Origin of the sequence: Caenispirillum salinarum, from assembly GCF_044803115.1 — a bacterium.
Taxonomy (GTDB): Bacteria; Pseudomonadota; Alphaproteobacteria; order Rhodospirillales; family Rhodospirillaceae; genus Caenispirillum; species Caenispirillum salinarum_A.
Map to the genome: position 1 here is coordinate 3,647,526 of NZ_CP085224.1, position 23,380 is coordinate 3,670,905.

General features: G+C 69.9%; 23 protein-coding genes. 19 read left to right on the plus strand and 4 right to left on the minus strand.

Annotation, left to right across the window (positions count from 1 at the left end):
* The first annotated feature begins 41 nt into the window (after nt 1-41).
* From bchL to puhE, 8 genes are read left to right on the plus strand one after another with little or no spacing between them, the layout of a single operon-like run.
* Nucleotides 42-872 (plus strand): ferredoxin:protochlorophyllide reductase (ATP-dependent) iron-sulfur ATP-binding protein, encoded by an 831-nt coding sequence (gene bchL, locus LG334_RS16710; protein ID WP_404386402.1) that lies wholly within the window; start codon nt 42-44, stop codon nt 870-872.
* Complete coding sequence (gene bchM, locus LG334_RS16715; protein WP_404379771.1) at nt 872-1,585, plus strand: magnesium protoporphyrin IX methyltransferase; 714 nt, start codon at nt 872-874, stop codon at nt 1,583-1,585. The genes bchL and bchM overlap by 1 nt, the downstream gene beginning before the upstream one ends.
* Entirely contained in the window at nt 1,573-3,018 is a 1,446-nt protein-coding gene (locus tag LG334_RS16720; RefSeq protein WP_404379772.1) for a BCD family MFS transporter, read from the plus strand. The genes bchM and LG334_RS16720 overlap by 13 nt, the downstream gene beginning before the upstream one ends.
* Nucleotides 3,019-3,048: 30 nt before the next feature.
* Entirely contained in the window at nt 3,049-3,831 is a 783-nt protein-coding gene (gene puhA / locus LG334_RS16725; RefSeq protein ID WP_404379773.1) for a photosynthetic reaction center subunit H, read from the plus strand.
* The gene (gene puhB / locus LG334_RS16730; RefSeq protein WP_404379774.1) at nt 3,828-4,508 is read left to right on the plus strand and encodes a photosynthetic complex putative assembly protein PuhB; all 681 of its coding nucleotides are present in this window, start codon (nt 3,828-3,830) and stop codon (nt 4,506-4,508) included. The genes puhA and puhB overlap by 4 nt, the downstream gene beginning before the upstream one ends.
* A 10-nt stretch (nt 4,509-4,518) precedes the next feature.
* A complete protein-coding gene (gene puhC / locus LG334_RS16735) occupies nt 4,519-4,995 on the plus strand; it encodes a photosynthetic complex assembly protein PuhC (protein ID WP_404379775.1) in 477 nt (158 codons plus the stop codon).
* On the plus strand, nt 4,992-6,098 hold the full coding sequence (gene acsF / locus LG334_RS16740) for a magnesium-protoporphyrin IX monomethyl ester (oxidative) cyclase (RefSeq protein ID WP_404379776.1): 1,107 nt from the start codon (nt 4,992-4,994) through the stop codon (nt 6,096-6,098). Before puhC ends, acsF begins: the two co-directional genes overlap by 4 nt.
* A 10-nt stretch (nt 6,099-6,108) precedes the next feature.
* Nucleotides 6,109-7,854: a putative photosynthetic complex assembly protein PuhE gene (gene puhE / locus LG334_RS16745; protein ID WP_404379777.1), complete on the plus strand. Its 1,746-nt coding sequence runs from the start codon at nt 6,109-6,111 to the stop codon at nt 7,852-7,854.
* A 222-nt stretch (nt 7,855-8,076) separates the two neighbouring features.
* On the opposite strand, the gene LG334_RS16750 is transcribed toward puhE, so the two are convergent.
* The 4 genes from LG334_RS16750 to crtD form a co-directional block, all read right to left on the minus strand.
* Nucleotides 8,077-8,889 (minus strand): methyltransferase domain-containing protein, encoded by an 813-nt coding sequence (locus tag LG334_RS16750; protein ID WP_404379778.1) that lies wholly within the window; start codon nt 8,887-8,889, stop codon nt 8,077-8,079.
* Nucleotides 8,886-10,079 (minus strand): Crp/Fnr family transcriptional regulator, encoded by a 1,194-nt coding sequence (locus tag LG334_RS16755; protein ID WP_404379779.1) that lies wholly within the window; start codon nt 10,077-10,079, stop codon nt 8,886-8,888. The genes LG334_RS16750 and LG334_RS16755 overlap by 4 nt, the downstream gene beginning before the upstream one ends.
* Before the next feature lie 73 nt (nt 10,080-10,152).
* Nucleotides 10,153-11,040: a carotenoid 1,2-hydratase gene (locus LG334_RS16760; RefSeq protein WP_404379780.1), complete on the minus strand. Its 888-nt coding sequence runs from the start codon at nt 11,038-11,040 to the stop codon at nt 10,153-10,155.
* A gap of 26 nt (nt 11,041-11,066) precedes the next feature.
* Nucleotides 11,067-12,596: a 1-hydroxycarotenoid 3,4-desaturase CrtD gene (gene crtD, locus LG334_RS16765; protein WP_404379781.1), complete on the minus strand. Its 1,530-nt coding sequence runs from the start codon at nt 12,594-12,596 to the stop codon at nt 11,067-11,069.
* A gap of 74 nt (nt 12,597-12,670) precedes the next feature.
* Between crtD and LG334_RS16770 the strand changes: the two genes are divergently transcribed.
* From LG334_RS16770 to pufC, 11 genes are all read left to right on the plus strand, one after another.
* On the plus strand, nt 12,671-13,540 hold the full coding sequence (locus tag LG334_RS16770) for a polyprenyl synthetase family protein (protein ID WP_404379782.1): 870 nt from the start codon (nt 12,671-12,673) through the stop codon (nt 13,538-13,540).
* On the plus strand, nt 13,537-14,682 hold the full coding sequence (locus LG334_RS16775) for a methyltransferase (protein ID WP_404379783.1): 1,146 nt from the start codon (nt 13,537-13,539) through the stop codon (nt 14,680-14,682). The genes LG334_RS16770 and LG334_RS16775 overlap by 4 nt, the downstream gene beginning before the upstream one ends.
* An 81-nt stretch (nt 14,683-14,763) precedes the next feature.
* A complete protein-coding gene (bchC, locus tag LG334_RS16780) occupies nt 14,764-15,714 on the plus strand; it encodes a chlorophyll synthesis pathway protein BchC (RefSeq protein ID WP_404379784.1) in 951 nt (316 codons plus the stop codon).
* On the plus strand, nt 15,711-16,664 hold the full coding sequence (locus LG334_RS16785) for a chlorophyllide a reductase iron protein subunit X (protein ID WP_404379785.1): 954 nt from the start codon (nt 15,711-15,713) through the stop codon (nt 16,662-16,664). Before bchC ends, LG334_RS16785 begins: the two co-directional genes overlap by 4 nt.
* Before the next feature lie 16 nt (nt 16,665-16,680).
* Complete coding sequence (gene bchY / locus LG334_RS16790; protein WP_404379786.1) at nt 16,681-18,120, plus strand: chlorophyllide a reductase subunit Y; 1,440 nt, start codon at nt 16,681-16,683, stop codon at nt 18,118-18,120.
* A 3-nt stretch (nt 18,121-18,123) separates the two neighbouring features.
* The gene (gene bchZ / locus LG334_RS16795) at nt 18,124-19,575 is read left to right on the plus strand and encodes a chlorophyllide a reductase subunit Z (RefSeq protein WP_404379787.1); all 1,452 of its coding nucleotides are present in this window, start codon (nt 18,124-18,126) and stop codon (nt 19,573-19,575) included.
* A 98-nt stretch (nt 19,576-19,673) separates the two neighbouring features.
* A complete protein-coding gene (pufB, locus tag LG334_RS16800) occupies nt 19,674-19,892 on the plus strand; it encodes a light-harvesting antenna LH1, beta subunit (protein ID WP_404379788.1) in 219 nt (72 codons plus the stop codon).
* Nucleotides 19,893-19,905: 13 nt separating this feature from the next.
* Complete coding sequence (gene pufA, locus LG334_RS16805) at nt 19,906-20,082, plus strand: light-harvesting antenna LH1, alpha subunit (RefSeq protein ID WP_009538664.1); 177 nt, start codon at nt 19,906-19,908, stop codon at nt 20,080-20,082.
* Nucleotides 20,083-20,272: 190 nt separating this feature from the next.
* Nucleotides 20,273-21,112 carry a photosynthetic reaction center subunit L gene (pufL, locus tag LG334_RS16810; RefSeq protein WP_404379789.1) on the plus strand — a complete coding sequence of 280 codons (840 nt, stop codon included), beginning with the start codon at nt 20,273-20,275 and terminating at the stop codon, nt 21,110-21,112.
* Between the two features lie 13 nt (nt 21,113-21,125).
* Nucleotides 21,126-22,103, plus strand: a complete 978-nt coding sequence (pufM, locus tag LG334_RS16815) for a photosynthetic reaction center subunit M (protein WP_404379790.1) — start codon at nt 21,126-21,128, stop codon at nt 22,101-22,103.
* Nucleotides 22,100-23,320, plus strand: a complete 1,221-nt coding sequence (pufC, locus tag LG334_RS16820; RefSeq protein ID WP_404379791.1) for a photosynthetic reaction center cytochrome PufC — start codon at nt 22,100-22,102, stop codon at nt 23,318-23,320. The genes pufM and pufC overlap by 4 nt, the downstream gene beginning before the upstream one ends.
* Nucleotides 23,321-23,380: the final 60 nt, after the last annotated feature.

The following is a 23,380-nucleotide window of genomic DNA, read 5'->3' on the forward strand; positions in this document are numbered from 1 at the left end:
CCCCGCGCGATGGCGACGGCGACGGCAGCGTGCAGGTGCACATGGACCTGCCCATGGAGATCGACGGCGCCAAGGTGTTCGCCGTCTACGGCAAGGGCGGCATCGGCAAGAGCACCACGTCGTCCAACCTGTCCGTCGCCTTTTCCAAGCTGGGCAAGCGGGTGGTGCAGATCGGCTGCGATCCCAAGCACGACAGCACCTTCACCCTGACCAAGCGGCTGGTGCCCACCGTCATCGACACCCTGCAAAGCGTGCGCTTCCACACCGAGGAACTGTCCCTCGATGACTTCGTGTACGAGGGCTACAACGGCGTGCTCTGCGTGGAAGCCGGCGGCCCGCCCGCCGGCACGGGATGCGGCGGATACGTGGTCGGCCAGACGGTGAAGCTTTTGAAGGAGCATCACCTGCTGGAAGACACCGACGTCGTCATCTTCGACGTGCTGGGCGACGTGGTGTGCGGCGGGTTCGCCGCCCCGCTCCAGCACGCCGACCGGGCGCTGGTGGTCGCGGCCAACGACTTCGACAGCATCTTCGCCATGAACCGCATCGTCGCCGCCATCCAGGCCAAGGCGAAGAACTACGACGTGCGGCTGGGCGGCGTCATCGCCAACCGCAGCGCCGACACCGACCAGATCGAGCGGTTCAACGCCGCCACCGGGATGAAGACCCTCGCCCACCTGCCGGACCTGGACGTCATCCGCCGCAGCCGGCTGAAGAAAGCGACCCTGTTCGAGATGGACGGCGGCCCGGAGCTGGAGGCCGTGCAGAACGAGTACCTGCGCCTCGCCGCGAGCCTCTGGGCCGGGGTGGAGCCGCTGGACGCCAAGTCCCTGCAAGACCGGGAAATCTTCGACCTGCTGGGGTTCGACTGATGGACACCACCGCCGCCTCCTACACAGCCCGCCGGGCCGAGATCGAAACCTACTTCGACCGCACGGCCGTGCACGCCTGGGAACGCCTGACCTCCGACGCCCCGGTCGGGCGCATCCGCGCCACCGTGCGGGAGGGCCGCGACACCATGCGCACCACCCTCCTTTCCTGGCTGCCCGAGGACCTGACCGGCGCCCGCGTGCTGGATGCCGGCTGCGGCACCGGCGCGCTGGCGGTGGAAGCCGCCCGGCGCGGGGCGGAGGTGGTGGCCGTCGACCTGTCGCCCACCCTCATCCGCCTCGCCAGCGAACGGATGCCGGCGGACCTTCGCGGCCGCCTGTCCTTCCATGTGGGGGACATGCTGGACCCGGCCTTGGGCCCCTTCGACCATGCGGTGTGCATGGACAGCCTGATCCATTACGACACCGCCGATGCGGTCCGCATGTTGGCCGGGCTGGCGGCGCGGGCGCGGGCGTCGGTGGTCTTCACCCTGGCCCCGCGCACCCCGGCGCTGGCGATGATGCACGGCATCGGCCGCCTGTTCCCGCGCGGCGACCGGGCGCCGTCCATCGAGCCGGTGAGCCTGGACGGCTTCCACCGCCGCGCCGCCGCCGATGCGTCGCTGGTGGGCTGGCACCTCGCCCGCACGCGGCGGGTGAGCCGGGGGTTCTACATCTCGCAGGCCCTGGAGGCCGTCGGACCATGCGCAGGCTGACCGCGCCCTTTCCGGCGGTGGCGGCCTGGCGCCGCCTGACGCCGCACCTTCTCCCCTTCGCCGATGCCGCGACGAAGGAACTGCCGCTCGGCCGTCTGCTGCGGCTGTCGCTGTTCCAGGTCTCCGTCGGGGTGGCGCTGGTGCTGCTGAACGGCACGCTCAACCGCGTGATGATCGTGGAACTGGGCGTGCCCGCCGGGCTGGTCGCCGTGATGATCGCCCTGCCGCTGGTCGCCGCGCCCTTCCGCGCGCTGATCGGCCACAAGTCCGACACCCATCGTTCCGTCCTGGGCTGGCGGCGGGTGCCCTACATCTGGATGGGCACCATGCTGCAATTCGCCGGCCTCGCCATCATGCCCTTTGCCCTGCTGGTGCTGTCGGGCGACACGCTGGGGCCGCAGGTGCCCTACGCCGGAGAGGTCGCCGCCGCACTCGCCTTCCTGCTGGTGGGGATCGGGATGCACATGGCGCAGACCGCCGGCCTGGCGCTGGCCGACGATCTCGCACCCCGCCATGCCCGCCCGCGCGTGGTGCCGCTGCTCTACGTCATGCTGCTGGTGGGGATGGTGGCGGCGTCCGTCGTCGTCGGCGCCACGCTGGCCGCCTACAGCCCCATGCGCCTGATCCAGGTGATCCAGGGTGCGGCGCTCGCCAGCCTGATCCTCAACGGCCTGGCGCTGTGGAAGCAGGAGGCGCGCGCCCACGCCCGCACCGGCGCCGATTCCCCCCGCCCCGCCTTTCGCGAGACGTGGCGCGCCTTCGCCGCCGTCAAGGGCGCCCGCCGCCTGCTGGTCGCCACCGGACTGGGTGCGGCCGCCTTTTCCATGCAGGACATATTGCTGGAACCGTATGGCGGCGAGATCCTGGCGCTCGGCGTCGGCGCGACGACCATGCTGACCGCCCTGCTGGCCGGCGGCACGCTCATCGGTTTCGCGCTTGCTGCCCGCGCGCTGGGACAGGGGCAGGACCCGCACCGCATCGCCGCTCTCGGCGCGCTGGCGGGCGTGGCGGCGTTCTCCTGCGTCATCTTCGCAGCGCCTACGCACTCCCCCGCCCTGTTCCGCGCCGGGACGGTGCTGATCGGCTTCGGCGGCGGGCTGTTCGCGGTCGGCACCCTGACCGCCGCCATGGCGCTGGGAGAGGGTCGCGGCAACGGCCTGGCGCTGGGCGCCTGGGGCGCGGTGCAGGCCACCGCCGCCGGTGCGGCGCTGGGCTTGGGCGGCGTCATCCGCGATGCCGTGGGAGAGGCTGCGATGGCCGGCGGGCTCGGCTCGGCCCTCGTCTCTCCGGCCACCGGCTATGCCGCCGTCTACCAGATCGAGATCATCCTGCTGTTCGCCACCCTCATCGCCATCGGCCCGCTGGTGCGCCACGCCCGCGCGCGGACCGACCGCCCCACGCGGCCCTTCGGCCTGGCAGAGTTCCCCGGCTGACCACCGCCCCGTCCACCAAGGAGGCCCACCATGCCCTATGGCGCCATCACCGAGTACATCGACGTCGCACAGGTGGTCCTGTACGCGTTCTTCCTGTTCTTCGCGCTGCTGATCCTGTACCTGCGGCGGGAGGACAAGCGCGAGGGCTATCCGCTGGAGGGCCGCGAACGGGGCCGGGTGACCGTGCAGGGCTTCCCGCCCGTGCCCAAGCCCAAGACCTTCCACACCCGCGACGGCCGCACCGTGCTGGCCCCGCGCCCCGACGAGGTGGAGCGCGAAATCCAGGCCAAGGCCACCTGGCCGCATCCCGGCGCCCCCATCGAGCCGCTGGGCGATCCGCTGCAATCGGGCATCGGGCCGGGGTCGTGGGTGAACCGCATCGACAAGCCGTTCCTCACCTTCGACGGCCTGCCCCAGGTGGTGCCCATGCGCGCCGCCCCTGGCCAGAAGGTGCCCGCCATGGATGTCGATCCGCGCGGCATGGACGTCATCGCCGCCGACAACAAGGTGGCGGGCCGCGTCACCGACATCTGGGTCGACATCGCCGAGCAATACATCCGCTATCTGGAAATGAATGTGCCCGCCGCCCCCGGCGAGACGGAGAAGACGGTCCTGCTGCCCATCGTCTTCGCCAACATCAGCCGGCGCTGGCGCAACATTCGCGTGGACGCGCTGATGTCCCACCATTTCGCCACCGTGCCGGTCATCAAGAGCCCGCACCAGATCACGGCGCTGGAGGAAGACAAGATCAACGCCTACTACGCCGGCGGCCTGCTGTATGCCGAGCCCAAGCGCGGGGAGCCGCTGCTATGAGCCACGTATCCTCCACCCCTCCCCTGCCGGACCCGCACGACCACGAGTTCGAGCCCGTCCCCGGCCTCCCCGCGCCCCTGCCGGAAGGAGAGCGCATCCTGTGGCAGGGCCGCCCGGCGTGGACGCGCCTCGCCATCCACGCCTTCCATGTGCGCAAGGTGGCGGTCTACTTCGCCGCCCTGCTGGCCTGGGTGGTGGCGAGCGCCATCGCCGACGGCGACACGCTGGCGGAAACGGCCAAGACCGCCGCCATGGTCACCGTCGGCGGCGCGGTGGCGGTGGGTATCCTGGCGGCGCTCGGGTTCTTCAGCGCCAAGGCGACCGTCTACACCATCACCGACCGGCGCATCGTGCTGCGCATCGGCATTGCCCTGCCGCTGGTCATCACCGTGCCCTTCAACCTGATCGCCATCGCCCGCTTCCGCCCGCAGAGCAAGGGCATCGGCGACATTCCCGTGGCCTTGATAAGCGGAGAGCGCATCGGCTTCGGCATCCTGTGGCCGCACGCCCGCCCGTGGAAGCTGGGGCGCCCCCAGCCCATGCTGCGCTGCGTCCCCGAGGGCGCCGCCGTCGCCACCGTGCTCGCCTCCGCCCTGCGCGCCGACATGGCCCGCCGCAAGGCCGGGGACGAGGCCGAGCCGGCCATGGCGCCCCACACCGCCCAGGCCGCCGAGTAGGAGCCCCGCCATGAGCCGGTCCTTCGCCGACAGAACGCTTCCCCGCCCGCTGCTCATCGGCGCCGGACTGCTGGTGGCGGTGGCGGTCGCGGCGGCGGGCTTCAGCAGCCTTACCGGGCTCGGCCGCACCACGGCGGACTCCACGGTCGCCGACGTGGCCGTGGCGGAAACCGTCGCCTTCACGGTCCACGACCACGCCGACGGCCGCCTCGCTTTCCGCGACGCCCGCGACGGCCGCGTGCTGCATGTGGTCGACCGGAATGCGGAAGGCTTCCTGCGCGCCGTCATGCACGGCCTGGGGCAGGACCGCCTGGCACAAGGCGCGGGCCCCGACACACCGTTTCGCCTCACCCGCTGGGGCGACGGCCGCCTGTGGCTGACCGACACAGCCACCGGCAACCGGGTGGCGCTGGAAGCCTTCGGCCGCGACAACGCGGGCGCCTTTGCGCGCCTGTTCGACACCCCTTCCGAAAGGACGACGCCATGAACGCCGTCACGCCCGTCACCGCCACCGCCGGCCCGGCGACCGCCGCCGCCGCCCGCTGCGCGAGCGAGTCCATGACCACGCAGAAGGCGCGCGAGGAGACTCTTCTGACGCCGCGCTTCTACACCACCGACTTCAAGGCGATCGACGGGCTGGACGTGAGCCCGGTGCGCGAGGAATGGGACGCCCTGATCGCGGAAATGAAGGAAGACAACAACCGCCGCCACTTCACCCGGCCGGAGGACTTCCGCACCGACGTCAGCGGCCTGCCCGAGGGCCTGCGGGCGGAGTTCATCGACTTCCTGACCAGTTCCTGCACGTCGGAGTTTTCCGGCTGCCTGCTCTACGCCGACATCAAGAAGAACGCGACCAACCCGGACGTGCGCGACCTGTTCGGCCTGATGACGCGCGACGAGAGCCGCCACGCCGGCTTCATCAACGAAAGCCTGAAGGACTTCGACCTGGGGCTGGACTTGGGTCTTCTGGCGAAAACCAAGGCTGTCACCTACTTCCGGCCCAAGTTCATTTTTTATGCCGTCTACCTGTCGGAAAAGATCGGCTACGCCCGTTACATCACCATCTACCGGCACTTGCAGCGGAACCCGCACCATAAGTTCCACCCGATCTTCAATTGGTTCGAGGAATGGTGCAACGACGAGTTCCGCCACGGCGAGGCCTTCGCCCTCATCATGCGAGCGGACCCGAAGCTTCTGCGCGGCTGGAACAAGTTATGGATCAAGTTCTTCCTGCTGGCCGTCTACGCCACCATGTACGTCCGCGACCACGGCCGGCCCGAGCTGTACGACGCGCTGGGGATCGAGCCGACGGAATACGACTACAAGGTCTTCGACCTGACGACGGAAATCTCCCGCCAGGTCTTCCCGCTGACGCTCGACACCGACGACGCGCGCTTCCGCGCCGGACTGGACCGCCTGCTGCGCATCTCCCGCGCCGCCGAGGCCGCCAAGGCGCGCGGCGGCGTCACCGGCTGGGTGAGGAAGCTCGGCTGTTCGGTGGCGTCGGCCGCGACGCTCGCCCGCCTCTACCTGCTGCCGTCCCGGCGCAATGCATTGCCGGCGCGCGTCGGCCTGAAGCCCGTGTGGTGAGGGGATCGACATGAGCAACTACGTCCTGCCCGTGCTCTACGGCCTGTTCGTCTGGTGGGCGAGCACCGTGCTCATCATCTACCTGGACAACCTGCCCAAGCGCACGTTCAAGTGGAGCCTGCTGGGCGCCACCGCCGTTCTCGGCGCCTGCCTGTACGGCCTTTATGCCAGCGCCGGCGACACGTCCGTCACCGGCGCCTATGTCGCGTTTACCTGCGGTGTGCTGGCCTGGGGCTGGCAGGAGATCAGCTTCTACATGGGCTACGTCACCGGCCCGCGGAAACAACCCTGCAAGGAGGGCTGCAAGGGCTGGGCGCACTTCGGCCATGCCATCATGACCAACCTCTGGCACGAGTTGGCGATCATCGCCGCCGCCGGCGTGGTGGTGGCGTTGACCTGGGACGCGCCCAACCAGGTGGGCCTGTGGACCTTCCTCATCCTCTGGTGGATGCACCAGAGTGCCAAGCTCAACGTCTTCCTCGGCGTGCGGAACCTCAACGAGGAATTCCTGCCCGAACACCTGAGCTTCCTGAAAAGCTACTTTACCAAGAAGCCCATGAACCTGCTGTTCCCGGTGTCGGTGACCATTTCGTCGATCATCACCTACGTCCTGGTGATGAAGGCCGCCAACGCCCCGACCGCGTTCGAGGCCGTGGGCTTCACCTTCCTCGCCGCCTTCATGGCGCTGGCGGTGCTGGAACACTGGCTGCTGGTGCTGCCCCTGCCCACCGCCGGCCTGTGGCAACCGGGGCTGAAGGCGCGCGGCGATGCCCCCGCCAAGCCGTTCGACGCGGAAATCGTCGTCGGCTTCCTGGGCGCCGGCAAGACCACCGTCCTGCGCCGGATGCTGAACGAGGTCGATCCAGAGGAAAAGACCGTCGTGCTGGTCAACGACTTCGGAGAACTGGGCCTGGACGGCACGCTGCTGTCCGGCCGGGGCGCGGACGTGGTGGAACTGCCCAACGGCTGCATCTGCTGTTCGCTTCGCAAGGACCTGGCGGCGCAGTTGAAGGACGTCATCGCCCGCATGGCGCCCGACCGCGTGCTCATCGAGCCCAGCGGGGTGGCCGACGTGACATCCCTGCTGCGCGTCCTGCACGGGCCGGAGGTCAAGGGGCTGGTGAAAAGCCTTCGCCTGACCACCGTCATCGACGCCGGCGCCTTCCTGCGCGACCACGCCCGCCTGCCCGAATACTTCGAGGCCCAGGCGCGGCTGGCACCCGTCTTCATCCTCAACAAGACCGACCGCGCCACCGCCGAGGATCTGGCGATCACCACCGACACGCTGAAGCGCCTCAACCCCCACGCCGAGATCCTGCCCGCCGTCTACGGCGCGGTGGACCCGGCGCGGGCGGCGGCGTGGAAGGCAGCACCCGCCGTGCAGGCTCATACGCATTCACACGATGAGCACGCGGATGAGCATGAACACCACCACCACGACCACGGCCCCGTCGCGCTCGGCCTGGAGAACTGGAGCACCGCCCTCCCCGGCTTCCACGACGCCCGCGCCCTGCGCAGCGTGCTGGAGGCCGTCGCTGCCGGAGCCTTCGGCGACATCGACCGCCTGAAGGGCATCCTGCAAGTGGAGGACGGATGGCTTCAGGTGGACGTGGCCGGCGGCGAGCCCTCCATCGCCGCCCACGCCGCCCGGCCCGAAGACACCGCCCGCGTCATGGCCATCGGCAAGACCATCGACCGGGAGAGGCTGCATCGGGCGCTCCACCGCTGCACCGTACCTGAAACAGCGGTGGCCTAGAAAAACATGCGAGGGGCCCACCGTGGGCCCCTCGCGCTTCCCGCGATTCCTTGTCGCAGGTTGGACAACCAGGAGACAGCATTACCGAGGAGGAGGAACGCGCGCCGTCGCGCGCTGTCTTGGTGCCTTGGTGACTTGGTGGTTCAAAAAAAATACCGTCAGCCGATGACGCACGACCGCCACCGTCAGCACACCCTCTTGGTGTTCTTCGTGCCTTGATGGCTATTCCGGCACCACGCCCGACGTAAAATACACCCCCACCGACCCATATAACGCCCCGTCCCGCGCCGCCGCGTAGGTCTCCGCCAGCAGGTCGCGCGCCCACGCCCGGCGGTCTTCCGGCAGTAGTTCCACCTTGAACGAGGTGGTGATCTCCAGGAAGGACACCGGGTCGATGTCGTCCGTCGTCACGCTCACCACCGACGGCCGCACGCCGACGAACCCGGCCCGGTGCATCAGCCCCGCCAGCTGCCGGCCAATGAGTCGGTCGCCGCCGCGCGCCTGCTGGCCGGCCAGGGCCTCCTGCAACAGCACGTCCAGCGCCGCCGGGCGCGGCACTACGTCGAACAGCGCGTCGTCGCTGTCGGCGATGAGCAGCCGACCGCCCGGCTTCAGAATGCGCCGGATCGCCGCCAGCGCGTCCAGCGGGCGTTCCAGGTGCTGGAACAGGAACCGCGCGTAGGCGATGTCGAAGCATCCCGCCGGCAGGTTGGACAGGTCGTAGACGTTGCCTTCCTCGAACGTCACCGACCCCCCCGGTGTTAGCGGCAGGGCGCGGGCGACTGAAAGCAGGCCGGTGTTCAGCTCCACCCCCGTCACGCGGCCCTCGGCGCCCACTTCCTCGGCCATCAGGCGCGAGAGAATGCCGGGGCCGCAGGCCAGGTCCGCCACCGCCATGCCGGGCTTCAGGCCGGCGGCGCGCAGGGCGGCGCGTTCGATGGGCCAGGCGATGGAAGCCTGGCGTTGCAGACGCTCCAGTTCGGCCTCGTTTTCCGAGAAGGTGCCGAAGGCGTAGGACCCGAGGTCGGTTGTCATGCGCTGTCTCCCGTTCCGCGCAGGTGGTCGTTGGTGCTGGTCAGCCGCGTGCCCAGAATGTTGGCGAGGTTGAGCAGGAGCCGCGCGGCCAGTTCGGGCTCCACCTTCATCAGGCGGTCGAGCGCCTGGCGGGTGTAGGTGAGGATCTCGCAGTCCTCCACCACGTCCACGTAGGCCGAGCGCGGCGCCCGGTTAAGCATGGACATCTCGCCGAACACCTGCCCCGGCCCTAGTTCGGTGATTGGCGGCCCGTCGGCCTCCAGCCGCACGACGACGCGGCCCGACAGCACCACGAACATCTCGTCCCGGCTGTCGCCGCGCTGCACGACGCGGTCGCCGGCCGGGCAGCGCAGGACGGCGTTGGAGCGCAGCACACGCTGCACCTCATCGCCGGTGAAGCCGGAAAAGACGCCGGGGCTGTTGTCTGACAGCGCGTGCATGGCGTGGCTGAGCTGCGCCCAGGCGCGGTCCGCGTCGTAACGGCCGTCGAAGCTTTCCAGCGCCGGTCCGTAATGCTCGTGAAACCAGACCACAGCATCATCACGCGGCCCTTCCGTCGCCCCGGCCCTGGTCGCCACGCGCAGCAACGGAGAGTTCACGTCGGCCAAATGGTCCCAATCCCGCAGCGGCAGCACCAGCGGCACCAGATAGCCGACGGACGGGTCGGTTTTCGACTTGGTGTAGAGCCGGTAGCCCAGTTGCAGGTACATCTCCACCAGGTACGGCGGGGCATAGCAGAAATCGAAGGCGCGGCCGTCGGCCAGGGCGTCGGCATAGGCGCGGCCGATCAGCCGGTGCAGCATGGCCGAGCCGCGCCGCGTCAGGGCCACCATCAGCCGCGAGGTGAAGGTCAGCGCCTCGGGCCAGGTCTCCAGGAACGGCCCCAGCGCGTGCATGTCCACCAGCCCTTGCGGCAGGGGATGCGCCTGCGTGAACTCGGCGGCGTGGTTGACGCGCAGCGTGCCGCAGATTTCCCCGCCCGCCTCGGCCGTGTAGATGCGCCCCGTCGCGTCCAGCGGTTCTTCCAGCATGCGCCGCGCGTGGTCGGCGGCGGCGATGCGCTTCTTCATGCCGTCGACGTAGAGGCCGTAGCGGAAGCGGAAGACGGCGGCGCGGTCGCCCTCCGTCTGCGCGCGCGCAATGCGCGTGCCGCCGGCCGTGCGGCCGGCGTCGGGCGTGGTGTCGGGCATGGCGTCCCCCTCCCCCGATTTTCGTCCCCGAGAAAAAGGATAGCCTTTTACCTATTTCAATCCAAGGCGCGTGTCAGCGGCCGAGGGCGCGCGGCATGCGGAAGGGCAGCATGGCCTGCACCACGGGATTGGTGAAGCGCCGCATGTCCAGGCTTTCATGCACCGCCGTCACGTCCTCTCCGGCCAGCTTCAGCGACAGAAGCGAGCGCGCGTAGAACGGCGTGTCCTCCAGCGTTCCCGCCACCCGCGCGGCCTCCGGCGCCTGGGACCGGCTGGCGCGGCGGATGCGCCAAAGCTTCGTCTTGGGCAGCGTCACCGGCGCGGGCGGTTCGATGTCCTCGCTCGCGCCATCGCGCCCGATCCGCAGGGACAGGCACCGCGAGGGGCCCTCAAGCGGGCGCGTCTCGTAAAGGATCGCCGCGCCGCCGTCCTTCAGCGGCGCCCGGCACCAGTCCCAGTCGGCGAAGCCCCTCTCCAGGGGTTCCGCGCCGTCGTTGGTGTCGAAGTAGGCGCGGCCTTTCCATGATAGCGAGGGCTTTTGCAGCGTCACCTCCACCCGCGACGACGGCGCGATGGGCCACCACCGATGCGCGCCGGCCGGATCGAGGGTGAAGGCGCGCGGCGTCACGGCATCCGCATACACCCGCAGGCGGCCCTTGACGTGGCCGGGGATGGGGGCGGTCACCTCGTCGAAGTCCACCGTCAGGACGCCGCCCTGCCACCGCAGGCCGCTCGGGCCGATGCGGATGGTGGTGGCGTCGCGCGCAAGGCTCGCCGTGCCGCGTTCGGTCATGGCCCAGCGGTTGGCCGAGGCGCCGTAGAGCACCACGTTCATGCAGCAGTGCCGCGCCGGGTCCGTCGGGCCCTTGCGGCGGTTCCAGGCGTAGTAGGGCGAAAAGACGCTGCCGATGAAGCAGATGATGGTCAGCGCCTCCCGCCCATCATCACTGACCGCATCCACGTACCACCAGACGTAGCCGTCATCGCCTACCGGCGCGTCGAACCGTGGTCCTTCGCCAGGGACGCCGCCGCCAATCGCCCCGAGAGCGCCGCCATGGGCACGCCCGCCCCCGGATGGACGCTGCCCCCCGCCAGGTACAACCCCGCCAGCTTGGTCCGCGCGCCCGGCCGGTCGAAGCTCGCCGTCCAGCCGTGCGAGGCCCGGCCGTAGAGCGCGCCCCCCGTCGCCGGGAACAGCCTCGCGAACTCTGCCGGTCCGGTCCGCACCATCGCCTCCGGCGAGGCCTTGAGCGTCAGGCCGCAGCGGGCCATCAGGGTGAAGGTCGTCTCCTCGCATCGCGCGATCTCCTGCTCTGAAAGGGGGTGCGTGTCGGCCATGGCCGGGGCGTTGACGATGAGGAACAGCCGCTCCGCCCCCGTCGGCGCCGGACTGTCCACCGCCGCGCCTCTGTCCTGGGCGCAGACATAGACTGTCGGCTCCGGCGGCAGGCGGCCGGCGGCGATGGCGTCGAACTCCGCGCGGTAGTCGCCGGAGAAAAACACCGTGTGGTGGGACAGCGGAAAGCCGCCGGTCTCCGCCACCAGCGCCAGCGTCAGGGCCGAAAGCGAGCGGTCGGCCGGCTTGGTGGCAGGGACGGCGGCGGCGGGCGCGCTGCCGAACAGGCCGGTGGAGAGTGCGGCCACATCGGCGTTGCACACCACCGACTCGGCGGCGATGGTCGCGCCATCGGCCAGCCGCACGCCCTCCACCCCCTGCCGCCCGGTCAGGATGGCGGCAACCTCGGCGTTGTAGACGAACGCGACCCCCAGCGACTCCGCCAGCCCCGCCAGCGCGCGCGCCACCGCCGCCATGCCGCCTGTCGGCACCCACACGCCCGCCTGCTCCACATGCGCAATCAGCATGAGCGTCGCCGGGGCGAGGTAGGGGTTGGAGCCGGTATAGGTGGCATAGCGCCCGAACAACTGGCGCAGGCGCGGGTCGTGGAAGTAGTCGCCCAGCGCCTTCCACAGCGTCGCGAAGGGCTTGATGCGGGCCAGGTTCAGCGCCCCGGCCCGCTTCACCAGCCCGCCGACGCTGGGGCGGTCGGCGCGCATGAAGGGCTGGTCGAGGGTCTGATAGATGCGCCGGGCGTCCTTCAGGAACCGGGCGAAACGCCGCGCCTCCGCCGCGCCGGCGAACGCCTCCACCGCCACCACCGCCGCCTCCGGGTCCGCCGGCAGGTCAAAGCGGCCGCCATCATCCGCCCAGGCGTGGCGGGCCAGGATGTCGGCGCGCGCCAGCGTCAGGTGATCGGACAGCCGCGCGCCGGCGTCGGCGAACAGATCCTCCAGCACGTCGGGCAGGGTGAGCACCGTCGGCCCGGCGTCGATGGCGCGGCCGGCGACGTCCACCGTGCGCATCTTGCCGCCCGGCGCCCGACCGCGCTCCAGCACCGTCACGGCAAAGCCCCGGCGCGCCAGGTCCACCGCCGCCGTCAGTCCGGCGACGCCCGCCCCGATCACCGCCACATGCGCCCGCCGATCCGTCACCGCGAAGACCTCTCTGGAAATGGACACCGATCTGTGTCTAGAATAACTTACACACGATCCTGACAAAAGAGATTTACAGGGACGCGGTCCGGGAGGATTTCATGGATGCCATGACGCGGGTGGAGCAGACCTTGAACGCCGCCGTCGCGCGCGGCGAGGCGGCATCGTGTCCGCCCCGGCTGGCGCGCGCGGTGCGCTATGCCGTCTTTCCCGGCGGGGCGCGCATCCGCCCGCGCCTGGCGCTGGCCGTGGCGCACGCCTGCGGCGACGATGCCCCCCGGCTGGCCGAGGCGGGTGGTGCGGCGGTGGAGTTGATGCACTGCGCATCGCTGGTGCACGACGACCTGCCCTGCTTCGACGACGCCGGGACGCGCCGGGGCAAGCCGTCGGTCCACAAGGCGTTCGACGAACGGCTGGCGGTGCTGACGGGCGATGCGCTCATCGTGCTCGCCTTCCAGACCCTCGCCCAGGCCGCCCCCGCCGCGCCCGACCGGCTGCCGGCCCTGGTGGCGATCGTCGGCGCCTCGGCGGGATTGCCGGCGGGGATCAGCGCCGGGCAGGCGTGGGAGTGCGAGCCCGCCGTGTCCCTGTCCGATTACCATCGCGAGAAGACCGGCGCCCTGTTCGCCGCCGCCACCATGGCCGGCGCGGCGGCGGCGGGTTTCCCTCATGCCGCCTGGCGGGAGTTGGGGGAGACGCTGGGCGAGGCCTATCAAGTGGCCGACGACCTGCGCGATGTCGCGGGCAAGGCCGAGGACCTGGGCAAGCCTGTCGGGCGCGACGCCGCCCTCGGCCGGCCCTCGGCGGCGGCGGAACTGGGCGTGGCGGGCGCCATGGCGCGGCTGGACCAGCTGGTGCGGCAGGCCATCGGCTCCATCCCCGACTGCCCCGGCCGCGACGACCTGCGCGACCTGATCCTGCTGGAAACCAAGAAGTTCCTGCCCAAGGGCCTGGCCCAGAGCGCGGCATGAGCGACGCCGTGCTGCCCGAGAGGCGTGCCGGACTTCTTGAAAGGCTGGCCGCCTGGCGCGACCGGACGCTCGCCGACCCGCGCTTCCAGCGCTGGGCGTCCGGCTTTCCACTCACCCGGCCGGTGGCGCGGCGGCGGACAAGGGCCCTGTTCGACCTGTGCGCCGGCTTCGTCTATGCCCAGACGCTGGCCGCCTGCGTGGAGTTGAGGCTGTTCCCGCTGTTGCGGGGCGGCCCGCGCTCCACGAATTCCCTGGCGCCCGACCTGCGGCTTGATCCCAACGCCACGGAACGCCTGCTGAAGGCCGCCGCCGCGCTGGACCTGGTGACCGCCCGCCGCGACGGCCGCTGGAGCCTGGGACCGCTGGGCGCGGCCATGCTCGGCAATCCGGGGGTGGAGGCCATGGTGCGCCATCATGCCATGCTCTACCGCGACCTTGCCGACCCCGTCGGGCTGCTGCGCGGGGAGCGGCGGGAGACGGCTCTCGGCTCCTACTGGCCCTATGCCCGAGCCGACAATCCCGCCGAACTCGACCGCGACCAGGTGGCCGACTACTCGGCGCTGATGAGCGCGTCGCAGCACCTGGTGGCGGAAGACGTGCTGGATGCCTGTCCGCTGGACGGCGTCAACCGCCTGATGGACGTCGGCGGCGGTGACGGTACATTCCTGCGCGCCGTGGCCGCCCACGCCGCGACGCCGGCCCTGATCCTGTTCGACCTGCCGCCCGTCGCCGCCCTGGCACGGGATCGCTTCGCCGAAGCCGGGTTGTCCAACCGCGCCAAGGCCGTCGGCGGAAACGTCTTCCGTGACCCGCTGCCGAATGGCGCCGACGCGGCATCCCTGATCCGCGTGTTGCACGACCACGACGACGACGACGCCCGCGCCATCCTCCGCGCCGTCGCACGCGCCCTGCCGCCGGGGGGCACGCTGCTGGTGGCCGAGCCCATGTCTGGCACCCCCGGCGGCGCGCCCATCAGCGATGCCTACTTCGGCTTCTACCTGCTTGCCATGGGCAGCGGCCACACCCGCACGCCCGAGCGCCTGCGGGAGATGCTGACCGACGCCGGTTTCGGCGCGATCCGGGAGCGGCGCACGCGGAGACCGCTGATGATGCGGCTGCTTGTGTCGCGGCGAAATGACTGATCAGACGACAACGAGACTTGACACCTTGTCATGTAAGTTTAATATGACAGTTAGATCAGTCCAAAGCGAGAGACATCCGCCGTGCACCCCGACCTCGACACCCTCGCCGCCGTCCTGGAGGAGCCCGAGCGCCTGACGCTCCGGCGCCTGCCGCTCGCCGCGCCCGGACCGGAGGACGTGGTGGTGGACATCGCCTTCAGCGGCATTTCCACGGGCACGGAGCGCCTGCTGTGGAGCGGCCGGATGCCGCCCTTCCCCGGCATGGGCTACCCGCTGGTGCCCGGCTATGAGTCCGTCGGCCGCGTCTCGGCGGCGGGGGAAGCCGTGCGCGATCGGCTGGGCGACACCGTCTTCGTCCCCGGCGCCCGCTGCTTCGGCGAGGTGCGCGGCCTGTTCGGCGGTGCCGCCCGGCGGGTGGTGGTGCCCGCCGCCCGCGCCCATGCCGTCGATCCGGAGCTTGGTGAGCGCGCCGTGCTTCTGGCGCTGGCCGCCACCGCCCATCACGCCATCGCCGGCGGGAACGACGCGCCGGGCCTCGTCATCGGCCACGGCGTCCTCGGCCGCCTGCTGGCGCGGCTGACGATCGCGCTGGGCCACCCCGCCCCGACGGTGTGGGAGCACGACGCCACCCGCCGCGAAGGCGCCACCGGCTACACCGTCACCGCGCCCGAAGACGACGCCCGTACCGACTACGGCTGCATCGTCGACGTCAGCGGCGACGCGGACCTGCTCGACACCCTGATCGGCCGCCTCGCGCCGAGGGGAGAGGCGGTGCTGGCCGGCTTCTACGCCGGGCGCGTCGGCTTTTCCTTCCCGCCCGCCTTCATGCGCGAGGCCCGCCTGCGCATCGCCGCCGAATGGGCACCCGACGACCTGACCGCCGTCCGCGCCCTGGTGGCCGACGGATGGCTGGCGCTCGACGGCCTCATCACCCACCGCAGCCCCGCCGGAGACGCCGAAGCGGCTTACCGCACGGCCTTCCAAGACCCCGCCTGCCTGAAAATGATCCTGGACTGGAGCGCAACCTCATGACTCCGCGCGACGACCAAGCCCCCGCGCCGCCGCCGGCCAAGCGCACGAAGACCGAGGTGATCGCCATCTACGGCAAGGGCGGCATCGGCAAAAGCTTCACGCTGGCGAACCTCAGCTACATGATGGCGCAGCAGGGCAAGCGCGTGCTGCTGATCGGCTGCGACCCCAAGAGCGACACCACGTCGCTTCTGTTCGGCGGGCGCAGCGTGCCCACCATCATCGAGACCTCCAGCAAGAAGAAGCTGGCCGGCGAGCCGGTGGAGATCGGCGACGTCTGCTTCATGCGCGACGGCGTCTTCGCCATGGAACTGGGCGGCCCGGAAGTGGGGCGCGGCTGCGGCGGGCGCGGCATCATCCACGGTTTCGAGCTGCTGGAGAAACTGGGCTTCCACGAGTGGGACTTCGATTACGTCCTGCTGGACTTCCTGGGCGACGTGGTGTGCGGCGGCTTCGGCCTGCCCATCGCGCGGGACATGTGCCAGAAGGTGATCGTCGTCGGCTCCAACGACCTGCAAAGCCTGTATGTCGCCAACAACGTCTGCTCGGCGGTGGAATACTTCCGCAAGATGGGCGGCAACGTGGGCGTCGCCGGGCTGGTGGTGAACAAGGACGACGGCACCGGCGAAGCCCACGCCTTCGCCAAGGCCGTGGGCATCCCCGTGCTGGCCTCCATCCCCGCCGACGAGGACATCCGCCGCAAGTCCGCCAGCTACCAGATCATCGGCAGGCCCGGCACCCCCTGGGCGCCCCTGTTCGAGAGCCTCGCCGCCGAGGCGGGCGCGGCCGGGCCGGTGCTGCCGGCGCCGCTCGACCACGACGGCCTGCTGAACCTGTTCAAGGGCGAGGACGTCGGCCGCAACGTGGTGCTGCAACCAGCCACCATGGCGGACATGTGCGCGACCGAGGTGGTGGCCAAGCCGTCCCTCGAAGTCATCTACGACGGCGCCTGAACGGGGGAGCATGACCATGACATCCAAGGACACCCCCCTGCCCGACGACGGCTGCCATTCCGCCGGCACGCTCCGTGAGGCCGCCGAGAAGGCCGGCAAGGGCCCGGCGCTGGCGAGGCTGGCGGAGGACTATCCCAAGGGCCCGCACGACCAGCCGCAGAGCATGTGCCCGGCCTTCGGGTCCTTGCGCGTCGGCCTGCGCATGGCGCGAACCGCGTCGATCCTCTGCGGCTCGGCCTGCTGCGTCTACGGTCTGACGTTCACGGCGCACTTCTACGGCGCGCGGCGGACGGTGGGGTACGTGCCCTTCGATTCCGAAAGCCTCGTCACCGGCCGCATCTTCCAGGACATCGAGGACGCGGTGGTCGAGACCGCCGATCCGGACCGCTACGACTGCATCGTGGTGACGAATCTCTGCGTCCCCACGGCCTCAGGCGTGCCGCTGGACCGGCTGCCCGAGCAGGTGAACGGGGTGCGCGTCATCGGCATCGACGTTCCGGGCTTCGGCGTGCCCACCCATGCGGAAGCCAAGGACATCCTGGCCGCCGCCATGCTGAAGCGCGCACGGACGGAGGCGGAGTCCGGCCCCGTCGCCCGCCCCGACAGCATCCCCGACACAACCGCCGAGGACGCCCGCCGCGTCACCCTGATAGGCGAGTTGTTCCCGGCCGACCCCGTGGTCGTCGGCGGGCTGCTGGCGCCCATGGGGCTGACCGTCGCCCCGCCCGTGCCCAGCCGCACTTGGCGCGACCAGTATGCGGCGCTGGATTGCGCCGTGGCGGCCGCCGTGCATCCCTTCTACACCGCCAGCGTCCGCGAGTTCCGCCGCGCCGGCCGGCCCGTCGTCGGCTCGGGCCCCGTGGGGGTGGAGGGCACCGCCGCCTGGCTGGAGGCCGTTGGACAGGCCGCCGGCGTATCGCCCAAGCGCATCCAGGCCGCCCGCGCCCAGGCCGTCACCACCATCCGGGGCGCGCTCGCCGCCAACCCGATCGACGGGCGCGTGACCGTTTCCGGCTACGAGGGCTCGGAACTGCTGGTGGCCCGCCTGCTCATCGAGGCCGGGGCAGAGGTGCCCTATTGCGGCACCGCCTGCCCGCGCACGGACTGGAGCGAGGCCGACCGCCAGTGGCTGACGGCCCACGGCTGTCATGTCCAGTATCGCGCCGCGCTGGAACAGGACGTCGAGGCCATGCGCGAGGTCGGCCCCGACCTCGCCGTCGGCACCACGCCCCTGGTGCAGAAGGCCAAGGAATTGGGCATCCCGGCCATCTACTTCACCAACATGGTGTCCGCCCGGCCGCTGTTTGGCGCCGCCGGGGCGGGCTCCATCGCCGGGATCGTGGCCGCCCAGACGCGCGGGCGGGAACGGTTTACGCGCATGGTGGACTTCTTCGGCCCCATCGGTACGGGCGCCAAGGCCGGATACGGCCCCGCCATGACGAAAGCGGAGGGCTGAGCCATGCTGGTGCTCGACCACGACCGCGCCGGCGGCTACTGGGGCGCCGTCTACGCCTTCACCGCCATCAAGGGCCTGCGCGTCGTCATCGACGGTCCGGTGGGGTGCGAGAACCTGCCGGTGACGGCCGTCCTCCACTACACCGACGCCCTGCCCGCCCACGAACTGCCCATCACCGTCACGGGGCTGGGCGAGGACGAGCTTTCGATGAACGGCACGGAAGCGGCCATGCGGCGCGCCAACGGCGCCCGCGACACCGACCTTCCGGCTGTGGTGGTCACGGGCTCCATCGCCGAGATGATCGGCGGCGGCGTCACGCCGGAAGGCTCGAACCTCAAGCGCTTCCTGCCCCGCACCATCGACGAGGACCAATGGCAGAGCGCCGACCGCGCGCTGGCCTGGCTGTGGCAGGAGTTCGGGGCGAAGAAGGCGAAGCGCCGCAGGTCCGAACGGCCGGAAGGCTCGCCGCCGCTGGTCAACATCATCGGCCCGCAGTACGGCACCTTCAACATGCCCTCCGATCTGGCGGAAATCACCCGGCTGGTGGAAGGCATGGGCTGCGCCGTCAACCTGGTGTTCCCGCTGGGCGCGAAGCTGGAGGACATCCCCCGCTTAAGCGACGCCGACGTCAACATCTGCCTCTACCGCGAGTTCGGGCGCAAGCTCTGCGAGGCGCTGGGCAAGCCCTACCTGCAAGCCCCCATCGGCATGTTCGCCACCACCAACTTCCTGCACACCCTGGGGGAGTTGACGGGCCTGGACCCGGAGCCGTTCATCGCGCGGGAGAAGGAAACCACGCTCAAGCCCGTGTGGGACCTGTGGCGCAGCGTCACGCAGGACTTCTTCGCCACCGCCAGCTTCGCGGTCGCGGCAAGCGCCACCTACACCCACGGCCTGCGGCGGTATCTGGAAGACGAACTTGGCATCCCGTGCTCCTTCGCCGTCAGCCGCCGGCCGGGGGAGAAGACCGACAACGCCGCCGCGCGCGAGGCGCTTTCCAAGTCCCCGCCGCTGGTGCTGTTCGGGTCCTATAACGAGCGCATGTACCTGGCCGAGACGGGCGCGAAGGCGCAGTACATCCCGGCCAGCTTCCCCGGCGCCATCGTGCGACGAGCGACGGGAACGCCGTTCATGGGCTACGCCGGCGCGACCTACGTGCTGCAGGAATACTGCAACGCGCTGTTCGACGCCCTCTTCCACATCCTGCCGCTGGGCACGGCCATGGACGACCGCGCGGCGACGCCCGTGCGCGACGCTCTGCCGTGGGATGCGGCGGCATCAGCGGCGCTGGAGCGGATGATGGCGGAGGTGCCCTTCCTGCTGCGCATCTCGGCGGCCAAGACCTTGCGCGACCGGGCGGAGCGCGAGGCCCGCGCCGCCGCCGAACCCCGCGTCACCGAGGCCCGCGTGATGCGGGCCCACGAGGCCCTGCCGGAGGCCGCCGGCCCGCCCTGACCGGCGCGGCGGCGTCCTTCGGGGCGTGTGGGCGCGCGCATGGCCGGTCCGACCCCGGCACGCTGCACGCCCGATCCCAACCAACCGAGGAGGACACAATGGCAGACACCGACCGAGGGACCTCGATCTCCGGTCTGACGGAGGGAGAGGCCAAGGAATTCCACGGCATCTTCATGACCAGCTTCCTGATCTTCACCGGCGTCGCGGTGGTCGCCCACATCCTTGCGTGGATCTGGCGTCCCTGGCTTCCCGGCGAGCAGGGCTACGACACCTCCATGGTCGAGACGGTTCAGTCCGTCCTGCCCATGCTGACCTGAGGAGGAGCACACCATGCATAAGGTCTGGCTTCTTTTCGACCCGCGACGGGCGCTGATCGCGCTTTTTACCTTCCTGTTCGTCCTGGCGCTGCTGATCCACTTCATCCTGCTCAGCACCGACCGGTTCAACTGGTTGACCGGCCCGCAGCCGTCCGTCTCCGCCGGGCAGATGCCGCCAACGTCGGGTTGACGCCGACGGCACGCGACAGGTGGCGGAGGGATTGCGGCAAAGCCTGAAACCCTCCGCCGTCTCGCCGGGCGAATAGGGTCGCGACTGCGACCCCGCGCCGCATGGCGCGTGAGCCTGCGTGGCGCATGAAAGCAGCTCCGGCGCGCAAGCGACGGAGCGTCAAGGAAGCGCCAAGAGGGAGTCCGCCACAATGTCCATGCTGAGTTTCGAGCGAAAGTATCGCGTTCGAGGAGGAACGATCCTAGGCGGCGACCTCTTCGACTTCTGGGCCGGCCCGTTCTATGTCGGGTTTTTCGGCGTCACCGCCATTTTCTGCACGCTGCTGGGCACGCTGCTGATCCTCTGGGGCGCATCCCAGGGGCCGACGTGGAACGTCTGGCAGATCAGCATCAACCCGCCGCCGCTGGAATACGGCCTGGGGCCGGCGCCGCTGCTGGACGGCGGCTTGTGGCAGCTCATCACCATCTTCGCGCTGGGCGCCTTCATCTCCTGGACCCTGCGCGAGGTGGAAATCTGCCGCAAGCTGGGCATCGGGTACCATGTACCCATCGCCTACTTCACGGCGGTCATCGCCTACATCACGCTGGTGGTCATCCGTCCAGTGCTCATGGGCGCCTGGGGGCACGGTTTCCCCTACGGCATCCTCAGCCATCTCGATTGGGTGAGCAACGTCGGCTACCAGTACCTGCACTTCCACCTGAACCCGGCGCACATGCTGGCGGTGACGTTCTTCTTCACCACCACCTTCGCCCTGTCGCTGCACGGCGGCGTGATCCTGTCGGCGGTCAATCCCGGCAAGGGCGAGGTCGCCAAAAGCGCCGAGCACGAGAACGCCTATTTCCGCGACACCATCACGTATTCCATCGGCGCGCTCGGCATCCATCGCCTTGGGCTGTTCCTGGCGCTGAACGCCGGCATCTGGTCGGCCATCTGCATCGTCATCAGCGGCCCCTTCTGGACCCAGGGCTGGCCGGTCTGGTGGAACTGGTGGCTGAACCTCCCGTTCTGGGACCCGCGTGGCTTCATGTGAGGGAGACGGCACAATGGCCCGGTATCAGAGCATATTCACCCAGGTCCAGGTGCACGGCCCCGACGAGGAAGGCATCGACCTTCCCCGCACGTCGCTGCCGCGCCTGGGCCGGCCCATCCACTCCTACTGGCTGGGCAAGATCGGCGACGCCCAGATCGGCCCGTTCTACCTGGGCGCCTGGGGTGTCGCGTCGCTGGTCTGCGGCTTCATCGCCATCGAGATCATCGGCCTGAACATGTGGGCGACGGTCAACTGGGACCCGGTGGAGTTCATCCGCCAGCTTCCCTTCCTTGCCCTGCGCCCGCCGACGGCGGAACACGGACTGGGCCTGGCGCCGCTGCAGGAGGGCGGCTGGTGGCAGCTCGCCGGGTTCTTCCTGACCGCGTCCATCCTGCTGTGGTGGGTGCGCATGTACCGCCGCGCCCGTGCGCTGGGCATGGGCACGCATGTGGCCTGGGCGTTCCTGTCGGCGATCTTCCTGTACCTGAGCCTGGGCATCATCCGCCCCGTATTCATGGGCAGCTTCGAGGAAGCGGTGCCGTTCGGCATCGTGCCGCACCTGAACTGGACGGCGGTGTTCTCGGTGCGCTACGGGAACTTCTTCTACAACCCGTTCCACATGCTCTCGATCTTCTTCCTGTACGGCTCGACCATGCTGTTCGCCATGCACGGCGCCACCATCCTGGCGGTCGTGCGCTTCGGCGGCGAGCGCGAGGCCGACGAGATCATCGACCGCGGCACGGCGGCCGAGCGCGGCGCGCTGTTCTGGCGCTGGACCATGGGCTTCAACGCCACGTTCGAGAGCATCCACCGCTGGGCCTGGTGGTTCGCGGTGCTGACCACGCTGACCGGCGGCATCGGCATCCTGCTGACCGGAACCGTGGTGGACAACTGGTACCTGTGGGGCGTGAAGCACGGCGTGGCCCCGCCGTACCCCGACATCTGGGGTGACTTCCCCGTGCCACAGGGTGTGCTGGAGGCGCCGCAATGACCGAAGATCCGAACATCAAACGCTTCTACGCCATCTTCGGGGGCCTGGTGCTCACGCTGGCCGTGACCGCCTTCTTCCTGATCGTTCCCGACTGGGACCGGCCGCCGGTGCAAAGCGTTCAGACCGGCTACCGCGGCATCGGCATGGCGCAGGTCTACAACCCGCGCGAACTGGTGGAGCAGCAGGCCCTCAACGCCGCCCCCGAGCCCCTCCCCCCCTGGCCGGCGGCGGAAGCGGCCTACGACGCCAAGGGCGGCGTGGTGCTCGACCGGCTGGAGCCGGTGCCCGAGGATCAGAAGGCCAGGAACGTCTACGAGAACGTCCAGGTCCTGGGCGACCTGGACGCCGACCAGTTCATCCGCCTGATGTCGGCCATCACCGAATGGGTGGCGCCGGAACAGGGGTGCGAGTACTGCCACAACCTGGAAAACCTGGCGCTGGACGAGCCCTATACCAAGATCGTCAGCCGCCGCATGTTCCAGATGACGCAGGCCATCAACACCAACTGGGGCTCGCACGTCTACCCGGCGGGCGTGACCTGCTACACCTGCCACCGCGGCCAGCCGGTGCCGCAGCCCATCTGGTACCGCGATGGCGAGTACAAGACCACCGGCCTCGTCGGGCAGCTGGACATCAACTGGGACTTTGGCGCAGAGAACGTCTACGACTACTTCTCGGAAAAGCAGTTCGAGGACTACCTGCTGGACTCCAAGCCGCTGAACGTCCAGTCGCTGACCGCCCTGCCCGCCTCCGGAACGCCGGCGCCGGCCGGGCTTCTGGACGACACCCAGTACGTCTACGAGTTGATGATGCAGATGTCGGACAGCTTGGGCGTCAACTGCACCTTCTGCCACAACAGCCGGGCGCTGGCCAACTGGGGCCAGAGCAATCCGGCGCGCTCGACGGCGTGGTACGGCATCAACATGGCGGCCGAGATCAACACCAAGCACATCGAGCCCCTGGCCAGCGTCTTCCCGCCCGAGCGGCTGGGCGAGATGGGCGACCCCGGCAAGGTGTACTGCAAGACCTGTCACAAGGGCGCGTGGAAGCCGCTGTACGGCGCCAACATGGTGGTTCACTACCCCAGCCTCGGCCTGCCCCGGCTGCCGCTGGACCCGGCGGAGCGCGTGGGAGCCATTCCGTACGAGTTCGCGCCCAAGACCATCACGCCGCGCGCTGCGGAGGTGCTGGACCCGGACATGGCCCCGAACCAGTGACCAGGGGCACTGCCCGACGAGAAACGGTGCCATCCGCAGATGGCACCGTTTTCTTGTCCG